We start from the raw sequence: 13,375 nt of genomic DNA on the forward strand, positions 1-13,375 counted from the left end.
GTCGCCTCACAGGCGGCGTTTTTTTATCCTCCCCTTTTTATCCAGCAACGCGGCAACGCCACCCAGGCGGCTGCGAATACTTGGACATGGCTGTCATCAGTTTTATACGCTTGCCGTCACTTTATCGACCAAACTTGTGTTCACGCACCTGAGCCATTAATATGCTCTGCTAAAACTTAAGTAACGCATATGCAATATCTCGGAGTTCAGAATGCAGCAGCAAGAACAGCCAAAACTAAAAGACCTACTGGAGTTTCCTTGTAAGTTTACCTACAAGGTAATGGGTTACAACAAACCTGAGCTCCCAGATCTTGTAGTTGAAGTGATCCAGCGCCATGCACCGGGCGACTACACGCCGGACGTAAAACCAAGTGGCAAAGGCACTTACAGTGCGGTTTCTGTTTCAATCACCGCAACATCGATTGAACAAGTTGAGACGCTTTATAAAGAGCTGGGCGAAATCGACATCGTTCGCGTGGTGCTATAACCCTCTCCAAACCCCTATAAAATTGGCGGCTGTAAATTCAGCCGCCAAGTTTTATAATACCAATCGGTATCATGCACCCATGCGGGGTGTCATCATTTCAGGCCAAGCCGAGTGACAAACAATATGGGTGTTACATTGCAAAAGAAGATTATCATCAGAAATCTTGGCCGCCGGGACTACGAACCAACCTGGCAAGCCATGCACGAATTTACCGACCAGCGCAGTACCGACACACTGGACGAAATCTGGCTAGTTGAACACAACCCTGTGTTTACCCAAGGCCAAGCAGGAAAAGCCGAACACTTGCTCAACACCGGCGATATTCCTGTCGTTCAAAGTGATCGTGGCGGACAAGTCACCTACCATGGACCTGGTCAGCTTGTTGCCTATATCTTAATTGATCTGCGCCGAGATAAATTAGGTGTGCGTGACCTAGTTACCCACATCGAAAATACTGTTATAAATACTCTCTCCCACTTTGGGATTGAATCTAATGCCCGCCCTGATGCGCCGGGTGTGTATGTCGACGGTCAGAAGATATGCTCACTAGGCTTGCGGATCAGACGCGGTTGCTCTTTTCATGGTCTGGCACTCAATATCAATATGGATCTGGCGCCATTTCTGCGTATTAACCCTTGTGGCTATGCCGGAATGGAAATGACGCAAACAGCGTTGTTGAATGGCCCAGCTGAACTAATGGAAGTTCAGCCTGTACTTGTAGAAGAGCTGATCAAACTGCTCGATTATCAGAGCGTTGAGTGGAAAACGGAAAGCAATTCAGATGAGTAAACCAATCAAAATCGAGAAAGGTGTCAAGTACCGCGATGCCGACAAAATGGCGCTGATCCCAACTCGCAATGTCGAAGTGGAAGAAGCTCCGAAGGAAGTACTGCGCAAGCCAGAATGGATGAAAATCAAGCTGCCATCCGACAGCCACCGCATCCAGGAAATTAAATCGGCGATGCGCAAAAACAACCTGAACTCAGTGTGTGAAGAAGCGTCGTGCCCAAACTTGGCCGAGTGTTTCAACCACGGTACAGCCACCTTTATGATCCTAGGTGCGATCTGTACCCGCCGCTGCCCATTCTGTGACGTAGCGCATGGTCGTCCATTGCCACCGAATGCTGAAGAGCCAGTACAGCTAGCACAGACCATTGCAGATATGAAGCTACGCTATGTCGTGGTCACATCGGTTGACCGTGACGATCTGCGCGACGGCGGTGCCCAGCACTTTGCCGACTGTACCCGTGAAATCCGCGCCAAGAGCCCGAATATTAAAATCGAGACATTGGTGCCTGACTTCCGTGGCCGTATGGATCGCGCACTGGACATCCTGCGTGATAACCCGCCAGATGTTTTCAACCACAACCTTGAAACCGCCCCTCGCCTTTACCGCAAGGCGCGCCCAGGCGCAAACTACCAGTGGTCGCTTGATCTGCTGAAAAAATTCAAGGAAATGCACCCGGAAGTGCCGACCAAATCGGGCTTGATGATGGGCTTGGGTGAAACCAAGGAAGAAATCATCGAAGTACTGAAAGATCTGCGTGCCCACGGTGTGACCATGCTAACACTAGGCCAGTACCTTGCGCCAAGCCGCCACCACTTGCCGGTTGAGCGCTATGTGCCGCCTGCCGAGTTTGAAGAGCTTAAAGAGATCGCGCTTGACCTGGGCTTTACCCATGCAGCCTGTGGTCCGTTTGTTCGTTCGTCTTACCATGCCGACATGCAGGCACGTGGCGAAGAAGTAAAGTAAGCGGATAAGCTACCTTCATAAAAAAACCGCTATCAGCAAGGCTGGTAGCGGTTTTTTATTATCTAGCGCAAAACAGGTTAGCTATTATTGGCACGGTCGATAGCTGCAGCGAGTACAGGCGCCAAGCTTTCCAGCGCTTCTTCAGTCACAGGCTTACCATCGGTATCCGTAATACTGATCGAAGTACGGTTGCCCAAATCACCAAGCTGGATATTATAACTGCTGTTATCCAGTGCGATAGGCCTTGTGCCAATTTCGGTCCAGAACTCATCATCCGGCGACTTGAAGCTCACTTCCACTGTACCTTGCGAACGGTTACGCCCGTCGACAGTAAAGCCAAGCGATCCCAAGACATCAGGCAAGCGTTCCCAGAACACGTTGTAAGGTGCGCGAGCAATAATGACAGGTAATCCGCTGCGGTCCTGGCCCATCGAGATTGGGATTTGCTTCACCAGCTCCTGTGCTCTCAGTCGTGCCTGATCGCGCTCTTGCTGATCATAGCGGGCAACAACCAAGTTGGTCATCAGGGTGCTGTAACGCTCTTTGTTATCAAGCGATACCGGCTGCTCAACCCCAGCCTCGCGCCAACCAATCAAGCTGATTTGGTAGGTATTGCTACCACCTTGGGCGGACTTTTCGATCCGGTAACGGCTGCCGATCTCATGATCTTCATCGGCATTAGTCCAGCTAACCCAATCCGTTTCCATGACATCAGCTGTTTGGCTACGCAAAGAAATGTTCTGCTCGGCGATCAGCTTCTGGGTTAGCGTCCATACCTTTGACAGCTCTTCGGGCTTCAATAGCACCAAAGTCACGCCATCCTCATGCTTCACGGTACGCGAGCCCGGGATCAAAGTCAGCACCTGCTGCGGTGGGCGGATATCTACCGCCGGACCCAACTCCCCTTGCACCTCTACCGCAGGAATGGCGTAATCGCTCACCTGCGATGACTGTGCATCGGCAGGTAGGTTCCACGCTTCCAGAGGCTTGGTATTGAGGTAATTAAAGTCCTGGTTTGCCTGACGGCGACGATCCGCACCATCAGAGCAACCAGCCAGCACTACAGCAGCAACACCTGCTGCGACCAGCTTATATTTGTAATTCATTACGCTTTTGCGCTCCTACGCTTTCGCTAATTACAGCAGTACGTTGGCATCCTTTAGAGCTTCTAATACTACTGGTTGTGCCGATTCACTCAGTTCAGTCAGTGGCAAGCGAAGATCACCGAACTTAATCAAACCCAGCTGATGCGCTGCCCACTTAACTGGGATCGGGTTTGATTCTACAAATAACTGAGTGTGCAACGGCATAATACGTTGGTTAATCTCACTTGCCGCTTCAAGCTGGCCAGAAAGTGCCAACTTGAACATGGTCGCCATTTCAGCCGCCGCCACGTTCGCCGTGACAGAAATTACGCCGTGGCCACCTTCAGCAACAAAGTCGAGCCCTGTCGCGTCATCACCGCTTAGTTGGATAAAGTCATCGCCACAAAGTTCCCGTGTTTTTTTCACGCGAGACAAATCAGCCGTGGCATCTTTAATACCGATGATGTTGTCAATCTTAGCAAGGCGAGCAACAGTTTCCGGCAGCAGGTCAACCGCTGTACGGCCCGGTACATTGTATAGGATCTGCGGCAAGTCAGTTGCTTCGGCAATCGCTTTGAAGTGCTGGTACAAACCTTCTTGCGTCGGCTTGTTGTAATAAGGCGTCACGCTTAGGCATGCTGCAACACCGGTACCCGAGAACAATTTACTAAAGGTGATGGCTTCATGGGTCGCATTTGCACCCGTTCCCGCAATAACAGGAACACGGCCTTGTGCGTACTCCAACGTTTTAAGTACCACTTTTACGTGCTCGTCAACGGTCAGAGTTGCTGACTCGCCTGTGGTACCTACCGCCACGATTGCATCTGTCCCTGCTGCAATGTGGTATTCAACTAATGATGCCAAGCTTGCGTAATCAACTTCGCCGGCCTCATCAAGTGGTGTCACTAATGCCACCATACTTCCTGAAAACATGTCCATCTCCCCTTAAGAATTATTTCTTGGCAGCTTTATTATTTTGCCCACCAGCCAAGGACGCATCCTACTTGCCGGCAAAAGCCGAATAATAAAGCAGCCAAGCTAACCATACTACTTTTCAGCCAAAGTAAACTCAAGACAGAAGAAAGTAAATCAGTGATCTACAGTCATAAACCGTTCGCTGATTTTTGCAGCATAGGTAACTTGGCGGATTCAAGGACTGTGCTACCATGCAAAGGGTGTTCACAACGTGATGTCAGAATATATGGAACATTATTTAGTAATTACTGCTGTAGGAACGGATCGTCCAGGGATTTCCGATGAAATCACACGCCTGATCACCCAATGCGGCTGTAATATTGTCGATAGCCGATTGGCGCTATTTGGTCATGAGTTCACACTTATCATGTTGCTATCAGGCAATACCAATGCCATGTCACGGGTTGAAGCCACCCTGCCGCTCAAGGCCCAAGAACATGACCTGTTAACCGTCATGAAACGAACCAAGAAGCATGAGCACCGGTTTTACCCATACACAGCAGAATTCAATGTCGAGGCAAATGATAGCCCGGGGCTTATCGAGCAGTTCACCCACTTCTTTGCCACGCGCAATGTCGATATCGCCTCGTTAAGCGCCCATACCCACGAAAGCGACGACGCAGAGAAACCAAACCAATTCCAGTTGCAGATCAGCGCAAACCTCCCTGAAGGCTGCAACTTAATGACACTACAAGAAGAGTATGAAGGGCTCTGCCGTGACCTGTTGGTGACCGGCAGCGTTAACTTCGTCGGCCACAATCAATAAGGAAAAATCAATATGAAGACTTTGACCGCCGGTACGCCAGCGCCAGCCTTCACACTGCAAAACCAAAACGACGAGCCAGTCAGCTTGTCTGATTTCAAAGGGAAGAAAGTACTTGCTTACTTTTACCCGAAAGCAATGACGCCGGGCTGCACCACCCAGGCATGCGGCCTGCGTGATACCAAGGCTGAGTTGGATGCGTTTAATGTTGAAGTATTGGGGATCAGCATCGACCCGGTAAAACGCCTGCCTAAGTTCATTGAAAAGCATGATCTTAACTTCACGCTATTGTCTGACGAAGACCACGCCGTAACCGATCTATTCGGTATTTGGGGTGAAAAGAAATTTATGGGCAAAGTGTACGACGGCCTGCACCGCACCAGCTTCTTGATCGATGAGAACGGCGTTATCGAGCATGTCTTCAACAAGTTCAAAACCAAAGACCACCACGAAGTGGTACTGAACTACCTTAAAGAAAACAGCTAAGCGCAACGGGCAATGCCTGTCCCACCCAGAGGTGGGGTAACCATAGCAAAAAGGCCGCAGATGCGGCCTTTTCTCGATTTGGTACTCGCTATCACTCATCTTGCGGCGGTTCAGCGATGGGCTCGGATGCCGGCAACGCATTCCACACCGCTTTCACCAAGGTTGCTAGCGGAATAGCAAAGAAGACGCCCCAGAAGCCCCAAAGGCCGCCGAAGACCAATACCGCTACGATGATCCACACCGGGTGGAGGTTAACCGCCTCTGAGAACAAAATAGGCACCAGCACGTTGCCATCAAGCGCCTGGATAATACCGTAGGCAACCAACAGCCACCAGAAGTCGGGGCTGATCCCCCACTGGAACAAGCCAACCATCGCAACCGGTAATGTCACAGCGGCAGCGCCGATGTACGGGATCAGTACCGAGAAGCCAACCAAAACCCCAAGCAACACGGCATAGCGCAGATCCATGACGGCAAATGTCACATAACTAACGATACCGACGATGAAGATTTCAGTCACCTTGCCGCGGATGTAATTCGAGATCTGCTGGTTCATTTCGGCCCCCACCTTGCTCGCCAAGCGGCGGTTCTTCGGTAGCAGCCCGTTGAGTGTTTCCATCATCTCGTCTTTATCTTTGAGCAGGAAGAACACCAATAGAGGAACCAAAATCAGGTAAACCGCCAATGTCGCCAAGCTGACCAATGAAGCCAATGAACCCTTCACCGCGCTTTCGCCCATTCCGAGCACTTTGGCACGCAAGGTATCCATGAAAGTACCCACCTGGTGCGGTTGGACAAAATCCGGGTAGCGTTCAGGCAAACTCAGGACGTAATCTTGGAAGCCGTTGAACATGCTAGGTACGTCAGCCAGTAAGTTGCCGACCTGGTGCCAGATGGTTGGCACTAGGCCAAACACCGCCATGACCATTAAGCCGGCGAAAATAAGCAGCACGCCCATCACCGCAAATCGGCGCGGCAAGCCAATACGTGTTAACTGCATGACAGGCCATTCAAGCAAGTAGGCCAGTACTATCGCGACCAACAAAGGGGCAATCAAGTTGCCGAAAAAGTAAATTGTCAGAAATCCACCCAACAGGATAGCGACTAAGCTAACAGCATGGGGATCAGAAAAACGTCGCCGGTACCAGCGATTAAGCATATCCAACATAGAGCGATTACTGCCTTTTGGTCACATTTATTACAAGTGCTTGGTGACTATCTGCCAGCACTTCGATATTAAAGCCATGGTTAATCAGGTAACGAGGAATATCTTGCCGAGCACCTGTGTCAGTGATATGAATTTCGATTTGCTGACCGACGACAAGTGTCTTGGTCGCCCTTTTCGCCAGCAACAATGCCATCGGGCAGCGTTCTGTCGTCAAGTTAAGCAACAAGGTTTCCATTCCGGTATACTGACAATTATTATCCATGAATGTATTGTAAAGGACATCTTGGTGACAAAAAAGAAACCTGTGCAAGGTTTCGTTGTCTTAGCTGTTTATAACTCTCCCTCGTTCAGGGTAGATTTAGGCTCGCACTCTCGCGGTAAACGGTAAACGTAACAAGGGCGGTTGTATTTTTTATATGTTTCGATTTACTAAGGCACCGGCCTTTATTCTCATCAGTGCGCTATTGGGCACCAGCGTTCCTGTATCATCAAGCTCAATCAACGACCTGCCAGAAATTGGGACGGCCGCGGCATCGACGCTGAGCATCGAAAAAGAGATAGAGTACGGCGATGCCTACATGCGAATGATCCGGGGCAGCATGCCAGTGGTTAGCGATCCACTACTGTCGGAATATATTCAAGATCTTGGCCACCAATTGGTTGCCAACGCCAATGATGTTCGCACCCCGTTCAACTTTTTCATGATCCAAAACCGTGACATCAACGCCTTTGCCTTCTTTGGCGGCCATGTCGCGATTCACACCGGCCTATTTCTTCATGCCAATACCGAAGGCGAGCTTGCCTCGGTTGTTGCCCACGAAATTGCCCACATCACCCAGCGTCACTTGGCAAGAAGCATGGAGGATCAGGCGAGGAAATCCCCGGCAACCATGGCAGCTTTGATCGGCTCGCTGATGCTGGCGATTGCTTCGCCAGAAGCAGGGATGGCGGCAATCCACGCGACCACAGCCGCTTCGGCCCAAGGGCAAATCAACTATACCCGTAGCAACGAGAAAGAGGCCGACCGAATTGGTATCGCCACACTGGCCAAAACAGGTTATGACGTTCAGGCAATGCCGCGCTTTTTTGGCCGCTTGGCCGATCAGTACCGCTACGCCAGCACGCCACCGCCGATGCTATTGACTCACCCATTGCCTGAATCGCGGATCACGGATAGCCGCGAACGTGCCAACCAATACCCGACGGGTAAGAAAAACGACTCTAACCGCTATCAGCTAGCACGCTCTCGGATCATTGCCCGCTATGCCGGTATTGACAGCAACGCTTCACTGGATTGGTTCGATCGCAGGTTGAAACGCGCAACGGGTGCCAGCAAAGACGCGCTCAACTACGGTAAGGCACTGGTTTACATTGATACCGGCAAATACGAACAAGCCCATGCATTGCTTGATCCGCTGTTGGCAAAAGATCCTAACAACCGTTTTTATATCGATTCAGCCACGGACTTGGATCTGTACGAAAAGCAGTATGACAGGGCGATCAACCGCCTGCAAAAAGCCCTGCAAGCTACACCAAACCACAAGGTACTGAACATCAACTTGGCCAATGCGCTACAAGAAGCTGGGCGTAACAGCGAAAGCATTCCGATCTTGACTCGGTACACCTACGACAACCCGGATGACGCCAATGGTTGGCACTTACTCGCCCAAGCCCAGGCCGCAAACGGCCGTCGTGATGCTGAGTTGGCCGCCCGTGGTGAGCTAATGGCACTGCGGGGGGCGTGGGAGAAAGCCATCCAGTTCTATATCCAGGCCAGCCAGCTGGTTGAGATTAATTCGCTGGATCAGGCACGCTATGATGCTCGGATAGACCAACTACGCCTTGCTCGCTCACGCTTTGCCAACCTCTGATCACGGTCTCAAAGCCAACCACTGAGCCATATCTTCTTACTGACACTTCCTCTACAATGGGGCAACATAACGAAAACACCCCACTGGCCGCCCTTGGCGGCCAGATGCGCTAAATAAGGAAGAAGTCATGTCTATCACCATCTACCACAACCCACGTTGTTCTAAAAGCCGCCAAACACTGGCCCTATTGGAAGAAAACGGCGTTACACCTGACGTTGTTAAGTACTTGGAAGACACCCCAAGCGCCGAGCAATTGCAAACCTTGCTCAAGCAACTGGGTTACAGTTCTGCCCGTGAGATGATGCGCACCAAAGAAGCCATCTATAAAGAGCTCGCGCTGGGTGAAGACAGTGTGACCGAGCAACAGCTGTTTGATGCCATGGCCGAAAATCCAAAGCTAATCGAGCGCCCGATTGTGGTCAACGGCGACAAAGCCGCGATGGGCCGCCCGCCTGAGCAAGTACTAACTATTCTGTAATCATTCCAGGTAGTGAGCAGCACCATGCACCAAATACTCGTGCTCTATTACAGCCGACATGGCAGTACACGCCAGTTGGCACGGCAAATTGCCAGAGGCATTGAACTCGTGGGCGGGTGCGAAGCATTGCTTCGCACCGTGCCTGAGCTGAATACCCAAGGTGCTACTGAGCCAGAAGCAAAAGGCGATCCCCATGTCACGCACGGCGATCTCAAGCGCTGTATCGGCCTAGCGATGGGAAGCCCTGTGCGGTTTGGCAATATGGCAGCCCCGCTAAAGCATTTCATCGATTCAACCAGTGCGGAGTGGCTATCCGGTACCCTAATCGGTAAGCCGGCGTGTGTATTCACCTCCTCGTCATCGATGCACGGCGGGCAAGAAACCACGTTGCAATCGATGCTACTGCCTTTGCTCCACCATGGCATGATGGTATTGGGGATACCCTACTCTGAGCCCGCCTTGCATACCACCAGCTCTGGCGGTACGCCTTACGGCCCTTCTCACCTGAATCATGGTGAAGGCAGGCAACTCAGTGCCGAGGAGTGCGAATTGGCACAGGCGATGGGAAAAAGGCTGGCGCAGACCGCGCTCAAGTTAAAATAAACGCGTGCTACCAATGCGATAACAAGGCTAGAACGAACTGGCGTTAGTTACTGGCATTGATTACTGGCATTGCTTACTGGCATTAATTTACGCTGATAATGTTCAGGTCATTTAAGGATGTCATATGACCGAGATGAGTAAATCAACCCGCAGCTTACGCTATGCGGCCCTCACCGCCAATCTATCCCTGCTGGGCTGGGTTGGCCTGTGGCAAAGCACCATATCGCCGCATCCCCACCTTAACAACCTGGTGATTGCGGGAATGTGGATTTTACCTCTGTTGTTTCCGCTAAAAGGGATCCTCGAAGGCAAGCCTTATACCCATGCATGGGCAAACTTCATCTTGATGTTTTACTTCCTGCATGCCCTAACCATCTTATGGGTGGACGAGGGGGAACGCTGGCTCGCCATCGTTGAGTTAGGGCTAACAACGTGTGCCTTTGTGGCAAATATCTTGTTTGCGCGGATGCGTGGGCGGGAGTTGGGGATCAAGCTCAAGCGGCTGTCCCAAGTTGAAAAAGAAGAAAAAGCCCGCCACGAAGGCAAGTAACTCAGTTTCGGCCCCTTCTGCCGATACAAAAACGGTGAGCTTGTGCTCACCGTTTTTTTAGTTAAGTTTGATGCCAAGCACCAATTATGGTGTCCAGGTATACACACTCGCTTGTTTCGCCGGGCGGGTCTCTACTGGCATCTCGCTCTCAAAGCCCTGCTGCGCTTCAGCCCCTGCTTGCGAATCTATCTCTGCTTTCAAACCAACCTCTGCTTTCGCTGAATCTGGGGATTGTAGCTGGGTTGCACGGATAATCCCTTCAACCGGTGCAGCTTCGCTTTCCGATGGCACTTCAGCCTCTGGCTCCACCAACTCGTCACCAACCTGAGGGGCGGCTTCCATGCTGGTTTCAGATGGCAAATCACTCGGGGTTGTTGCCTGAGACAAACGGCTGTCTTGGCTTAGCTCACGGCGGAATGCTTCTTCAGTGCTCAATAGCTGTACGGTGAATTCAACATTCTGGCCTTGGATCTTATGGGCATTAACCGCGGCCACCGATGTTAGGCGGGTCATCATGCGTTCAAGCGTAAAAAAGTCTTTTGATGACTGCACATTGCCAACCGTAATCGACACAACGCCTGAATTATCACCGCCTAGCGGCACCGCATACTTCGCTGCAAGGTGGTCGGTGATCTGGCCAACCATTTGTGCCATCACTTCCGTCGACGTTCCCTCCACTCTGCCTTCCAGCGGAACCACTGGTGTCGAGGCGAGACGATCAGCCTTCTCTGCAAACAATTGCCAGCCTAGTTGCACACTGCCGTCACCCATTTGTCGGGCACGGGCAATGACTATCGCGTCCGGTTGGTAGCGCAAGCTCGCCGTGGATACCGGTTGCACAAAGCCACCCCAGAGATCTGGAATGCTGATCGCCGTGACGTCTTCGAAGTCGCCAATCGGTAGCATCACAGGCAGGCCGCGCAAATCAGCAGCACGCTTCACGTCTGTTATCAGGCTATTGGCCGACTGATCCCAAACGACATTGCGGCTACGGTTGGCATCTTCCACCAGCCACACCAACACATTTGGGCGCTGCTCGCTCCAGAGGGTTGAGTTTGCTTGCGTCAGCAAATTGCGAATGCGCTTGCGGTCAAAAGTCAGATCCAATGTCTGCTGGCCATCCAAGTTGCCGTAACTAAACTGGCTGGCATATTGGCTGCTATTTTTAATCGCTTTGGCAACGACTTCGTTTTTCACGATTTCGCTTTGGCCCGAAACCTTGACCAATACCTGGCCAAGCGCTTCATTACGAGCCGCTTGCTCAGACTGCCTGTCAGTATCAGGCAACACCACCTGTGCCTGGTACAGGTTGGTTATTGTCGCCGCACTCAACGGCATGGCTAACGTAGCCAGTAAAAGTAACGCAACACGCAACATAGTAAACTCATTCATTACTTAATTAAGCTCTGATCATAAAGTGATTGCATCCAGCTCGGCAACTGCTTCTGGTGCAAAATCCCAAGTCTTTCGAGTATTTTCTTATTAATGGTGAAAATAAGTATCTGTCATTGTTAATAAATCAGCGTCAATAATTTGTAATAATTTTGTCTTTCAGACATAAAATTGATGGAGACATTAGAACAGCAAAATTTTATCGAATCTCTTAGGCAATCGTTTTCTTCTGTGATAGCATTGCGCGATTTTTTTGTTTGGGTGGATTTTATAATGATGCAGATCTTACAGGGAGCACAAATGCTATTCGTTGCATTTGGTGCATTGGTCTTGGTTCCTCTACTCACAGGCCTCGATCCTAACGTTGCCCTCTTCGGTGCCGGTATCGGTACTCTCCTCTTCCAAATCATCACCAAACGCTCTGTTCCTATCTTCCTCGCTTCTTCTTTTGCTTTCATTGCTCCTATTATGTACGGCGTCCAAACTTGGGGCATCGCCGCAACCATGGGTGGCCTAATGATGGCTGGCGTGGTGTACATTTGTATGGGTGCATTGATCAAAGTACGCGGTGTAGCCATCATTCATAAACTGCTTCCACCTGTTGTGGTTGGCCCGGTGATCATGGTGATCGGCCTTGGCCTTGCTCCTGCTGCAGTGAACATGGCACTGGGTAAAACGGGTGACGGCGGCGTTCAACTGGTAGACGGTGATATCGCACTTTGGATTTCAGCCATTTCTCTTATCGTCACTATCGGTGTTAGCGTCTTTGCCAAAGGCTTTTTCAAGCTTGTGCCTATCATGGCGGGTATCGTCACTGGCTACGTTACCAGCTTGGCTTTCGGAGTGGTTGATTTTACCCCGGTGCAGCAAGCCAGCTGGCTGGCTTTGCCGAACTTCACCTTCCCGGAATTTAATATCAACGCAATCCTGTTCATGATCCCGGTTGCCATTGCCCCAGCGGTAGAGCACGTGGGTGACATGCTGGCGATTTCCAATGTAACGGGCAAAGACTACCTGAAGAAGCCAGGCTTACACCGCACCATGGCTGGTGACGGGGTGGCCACCATCGCCGCTTCCATGTTCGGTGCACCGCCAAATACCACTTATTCTGAAGTCACCGGTGCTGTGATGCTAACCAAAGCATTCAACCCAGTCATCATGACTTGGACAGCAATCACTGCGCTAGTACTGGCTTTCGTGGGCAAGCTAGGCGCCATGCTTCAAACTATTCCCGTTCCTGTCATGGGCGGCATCATGATCCTACTGTTCGGCTCAATCGCAACAGTCGGCTTGAATACGCTTATCAAAAACCAAGTCGACCTGCACAAAGCACGTAACCTAGTGATTGTGGCAGTAACACTGGTATTTGGTATCGGCGGTATGGCTTTTGGTATCGGCGAGTTCAGCCTTCAGGGTGTGAGCCTGTGCGGTATCGTGGCCATTGTGCTAAACCTTATCCTGCCTGACGATCTTGGTGAAAGCCAAGTCGTGGATAACGCGCAGATCGACTAATTTAAGCCGTCTTAACATGCGTGCATAAGAACAGCCCACCGAATGGTGGGCTGTTTGTTTTATTTCAATTGCTCTAGAAGCATAAAGTAGGGTGAGGCGTTACCGCCTCATCCCTCTTACAGAACCGTACGGACCTCGTATACGGCTCATGCACGTTTCCATTCAGCGTAATTGCTGAACACATACCCTGTCTTTACATGTTCAAGATTCACCAGACCACGTTCATTGAACCATTGGTTCGGCATCGCATAG

The 13,375-nt window shown here is 50.9% G+C and carries 15 protein-coding genes; 10 read left to right on the plus strand and 5 right to left on the minus strand.

Features of this window, described 5'->3' with window-relative positions:
- Positions 1 to 211: 211 nt before the first annotated feature.
- The 3 genes from ybeD to lipA all read left to right on the plus strand — a co-directional run bounded on the left by ybeD (position 212) and on the right by lipA (position 2,240).
- Entirely contained in the window at positions 212 to 487 is a 276-nt protein-coding gene (gene ybeD, locus C9I98_RS25700) for a DUF493 family protein YbeD (protein WP_036820956.1), read from the plus strand.
- Between the two features lie 135 nt (positions 488 to 622).
- Entirely contained in the window at positions 623 to 1,276 is a 654-nt protein-coding gene (lipB, locus tag C9I98_RS25705) for a lipoyl(octanoyl) transferase LipB (RefSeq protein ID WP_107272656.1), read from the plus strand.
- Positions 1,269 to 2,240 (plus strand): lipoyl synthase, encoded by a 972-nt coding sequence (gene lipA, locus C9I98_RS25710; RefSeq protein ID WP_107272651.1) that lies wholly within the window; start codon positions 1,269 to 1,271, stop codon positions 2,238 to 2,240. Before lipB ends, lipA begins: the two co-directional genes overlap by 8 nt.
- Positions 2,241 to 2,317: 77 nt before the next feature.
- Here lipA and bamC read toward each other — a convergent pair whose 3' ends face one another.
- Positions 2,318 to 3,346, minus strand: coding sequence for an outer membrane protein assembly factor BamC (gene bamC, locus C9I98_RS25715; protein ID WP_036825152.1), 1,029 nt, complete (start codon positions 3,344 to 3,346; stop codon positions 2,318 to 2,320).
- A gap of 30 nt (positions 3,347 to 3,376) precedes the next feature.
- Positions 3,377 to 4,258 carry a 4-hydroxy-tetrahydrodipicolinate synthase gene (dapA, locus tag C9I98_RS25720; protein WP_036825154.1) on the minus strand — a complete coding sequence of 294 codons (882 nt, stop codon included), beginning with the start codon at positions 4,256 to 4,258 and terminating at the stop codon, positions 3,377 to 3,379.
- A gap of 268 nt (positions 4,259 to 4,526) precedes the next feature.
- Between dapA and C9I98_RS25725 the strand changes: the two genes are divergently transcribed.
- Positions 4,527 to 5,066: an ACT domain-containing protein gene (locus C9I98_RS25725; protein ID WP_036825160.1), complete on the plus strand. Its 540-nt coding sequence runs from the start codon at positions 4,527 to 4,529 to the stop codon at positions 5,064 to 5,066.
- 12 nt (positions 5,067 to 5,078) lie between these two features.
- Positions 5,079 to 5,549: a thioredoxin-dependent thiol peroxidase gene (gene bcp, locus C9I98_RS25730; protein WP_036825156.1), complete on the plus strand. Its 471-nt coding sequence runs from the start codon at positions 5,079 to 5,081 to the stop codon at positions 5,547 to 5,549.
- 91 nt (positions 5,550 to 5,640) lie between these two features.
- Here the strand turns inward: bcp and C9I98_RS25735 are convergent, their stop codons facing one another.
- Both C9I98_RS25735 and C9I98_RS25740 read right to left on the minus strand, forming a co-directional pair.
- Complete coding sequence (locus C9I98_RS25735) at positions 5,641 to 6,717, minus strand: AI-2E family transporter (protein WP_107272652.1); 1,077 nt, start codon at positions 6,715 to 6,717, stop codon at positions 5,641 to 5,643.
- A 7-nt stretch (positions 6,718 to 6,724) separates the two neighbouring features.
- Positions 6,725 to 6,952 (minus strand): sulfurtransferase TusA family protein, encoded by a 228-nt coding sequence (locus C9I98_RS25740; protein WP_036826841.1) that lies wholly within the window; start codon positions 6,950 to 6,952, stop codon positions 6,725 to 6,727.
- A gap of 181 nt (positions 6,953 to 7,133) precedes the next feature.
- Here C9I98_RS25740 and bepA point away from each other — a divergent pair, with 181 nt between their 5' ends.
- The 4 genes from bepA to C9I98_RS25760 all read left to right on the plus strand — a co-directional run bounded on the left by bepA (position 7,134) and on the right by C9I98_RS25760 (position 10,219).
- Positions 7,134 to 8,588 carry a beta-barrel assembly-enhancing protease gene (gene bepA, locus C9I98_RS25745; RefSeq protein WP_036826839.1) on the plus strand — a complete coding sequence of 485 codons (1,455 nt, stop codon included), beginning with the start codon at positions 7,134 to 7,136 and terminating at the stop codon, positions 8,586 to 8,588.
- 127 nt (positions 8,589 to 8,715) lie between these two features.
- Complete coding sequence (arsC, locus tag C9I98_RS25750) at positions 8,716 to 9,066, plus strand: arsenate reductase (glutaredoxin) (protein ID WP_036826836.1); 351 nt, start codon at positions 8,716 to 8,718, stop codon at positions 9,064 to 9,066.
- 24 nt (positions 9,067 to 9,090) lie between these two features.
- Complete coding sequence (gene wrbA, locus C9I98_RS25755; protein WP_036826832.1) at positions 9,091 to 9,669, plus strand: NAD(P)H:quinone oxidoreductase; 579 nt, start codon at positions 9,091 to 9,093, stop codon at positions 9,667 to 9,669.
- Positions 9,670 to 9,793: 124 nt separating this feature from the next.
- Positions 9,794 to 10,219 (plus strand): DUF2069 domain-containing protein, encoded by a 426-nt coding sequence (locus tag C9I98_RS25760; protein WP_107272653.1) that lies wholly within the window; start codon positions 9,794 to 9,796, stop codon positions 10,217 to 10,219.
- A gap of 84 nt (positions 10,220 to 10,303) precedes the next feature.
- Here the strand turns inward: C9I98_RS25760 and C9I98_RS25765 are convergent, their stop codons facing one another.
- Positions 10,304 to 11,596 (minus strand): DUF2066 domain-containing protein, encoded by a 1,293-nt coding sequence (locus C9I98_RS25765; protein ID WP_107272654.1) that lies wholly within the window; start codon positions 11,594 to 11,596, stop codon positions 10,304 to 10,306.
- A gap of 288 nt (positions 11,597 to 11,884) precedes the next feature.
- Here C9I98_RS25765 and C9I98_RS25770 point away from each other — a divergent pair, with 288 nt between their 5' ends.
- Positions 11,885 to 13,123 (plus strand): uracil-xanthine permease family protein, encoded by a 1,239-nt coding sequence (locus C9I98_RS25770; RefSeq protein WP_107272655.1) that lies wholly within the window; start codon positions 11,885 to 11,887, stop codon positions 13,121 to 13,123.
- Positions 13,124 to 13,375 lie beyond the last annotated feature (252 nt).

This window comes from Photobacterium sanctipauli (assembly GCF_003026495.1).
Taxonomy (GTDB): Bacteria; Pseudomonadota; Gammaproteobacteria; order Enterobacterales; family Vibrionaceae; genus Photobacterium; species Photobacterium sanctipauli.

Coding starts and splice junctions, on each gene's coding strand:
- ybeD (WP_036820956.1), top strand. CDS start 212: ATGCAGCAGCAAGAACAGCCAAAACTAAAAGACCTACTGGAGTTTCCT.
- lipA (WP_107272651.1), top strand. CDS start 1,269: ATGAGTAAACCAATCAAAATCGAGAAAGGTGTCAAGTACCGCGATGCC.
- bamC (WP_036825152.1), bottom strand. CDS start 3,346: ATGAATTACAAATATAAGCTGGTCGCAGCAGGTGTTGCTGCTGTAGTG.
- dapA (WP_036825154.1), bottom strand. CDS start 4,258: ATGTTTTCAGGAAGTATGGTGGCATTAGTGACACCACTTGATGAGGCC.
- C9I98_RS25725 (WP_036825160.1), top strand. CDS start 4,527: ATGGAACATTATTTAGTAATTACTGCTGTAGGAACGGATCGTCCAGGG.
- bcp (WP_036825156.1), top strand. CDS start 5,079: ATGAAGACTTTGACCGCCGGTACGCCAGCGCCAGCCTTCACACTGCAA.
- C9I98_RS25735 (WP_107272652.1), bottom strand. CDS start 6,717: ATGTTGGATATGCTTAATCGCTGGTACCGGCGACGTTTTTCTGATCCC.
- C9I98_RS25740 (WP_036826841.1), bottom strand. CDS start 6,952: ATGGAAACCTTGTTGCTTAACTTGACGACAGAACGCTGCCCGATGGCA.
- bepA (WP_036826839.1), top strand. CDS start 7,134: ATGTTTCGATTTACTAAGGCACCGGCCTTTATTCTCATCAGTGCGCTA.
- arsC (WP_036826836.1), top strand. CDS start 8,716: ATGTCTATCACCATCTACCACAACCCACGTTGTTCTAAAAGCCGCCAA.
- wrbA (WP_036826832.1), top strand. CDS start 9,091: ATGCACCAAATACTCGTGCTCTATTACAGCCGACATGGCAGTACACGC.
- C9I98_RS25760 (WP_107272653.1), top strand. CDS start 9,794: ATGACCGAGATGAGTAAATCAACCCGCAGCTTACGCTATGCGGCCCTC.
- C9I98_RS25765 (WP_107272654.1), bottom strand. CDS start 11,596: ATGTTGCGTGTTGCGTTACTTTTACTGGCTACGTTAGCCATGCCGTTG.
- C9I98_RS25770 (WP_107272655.1), top strand. CDS start 11,885: ATGATGCAGATCTTACAGGGAGCACAAATGCTATTCGTTGCATTTGGT.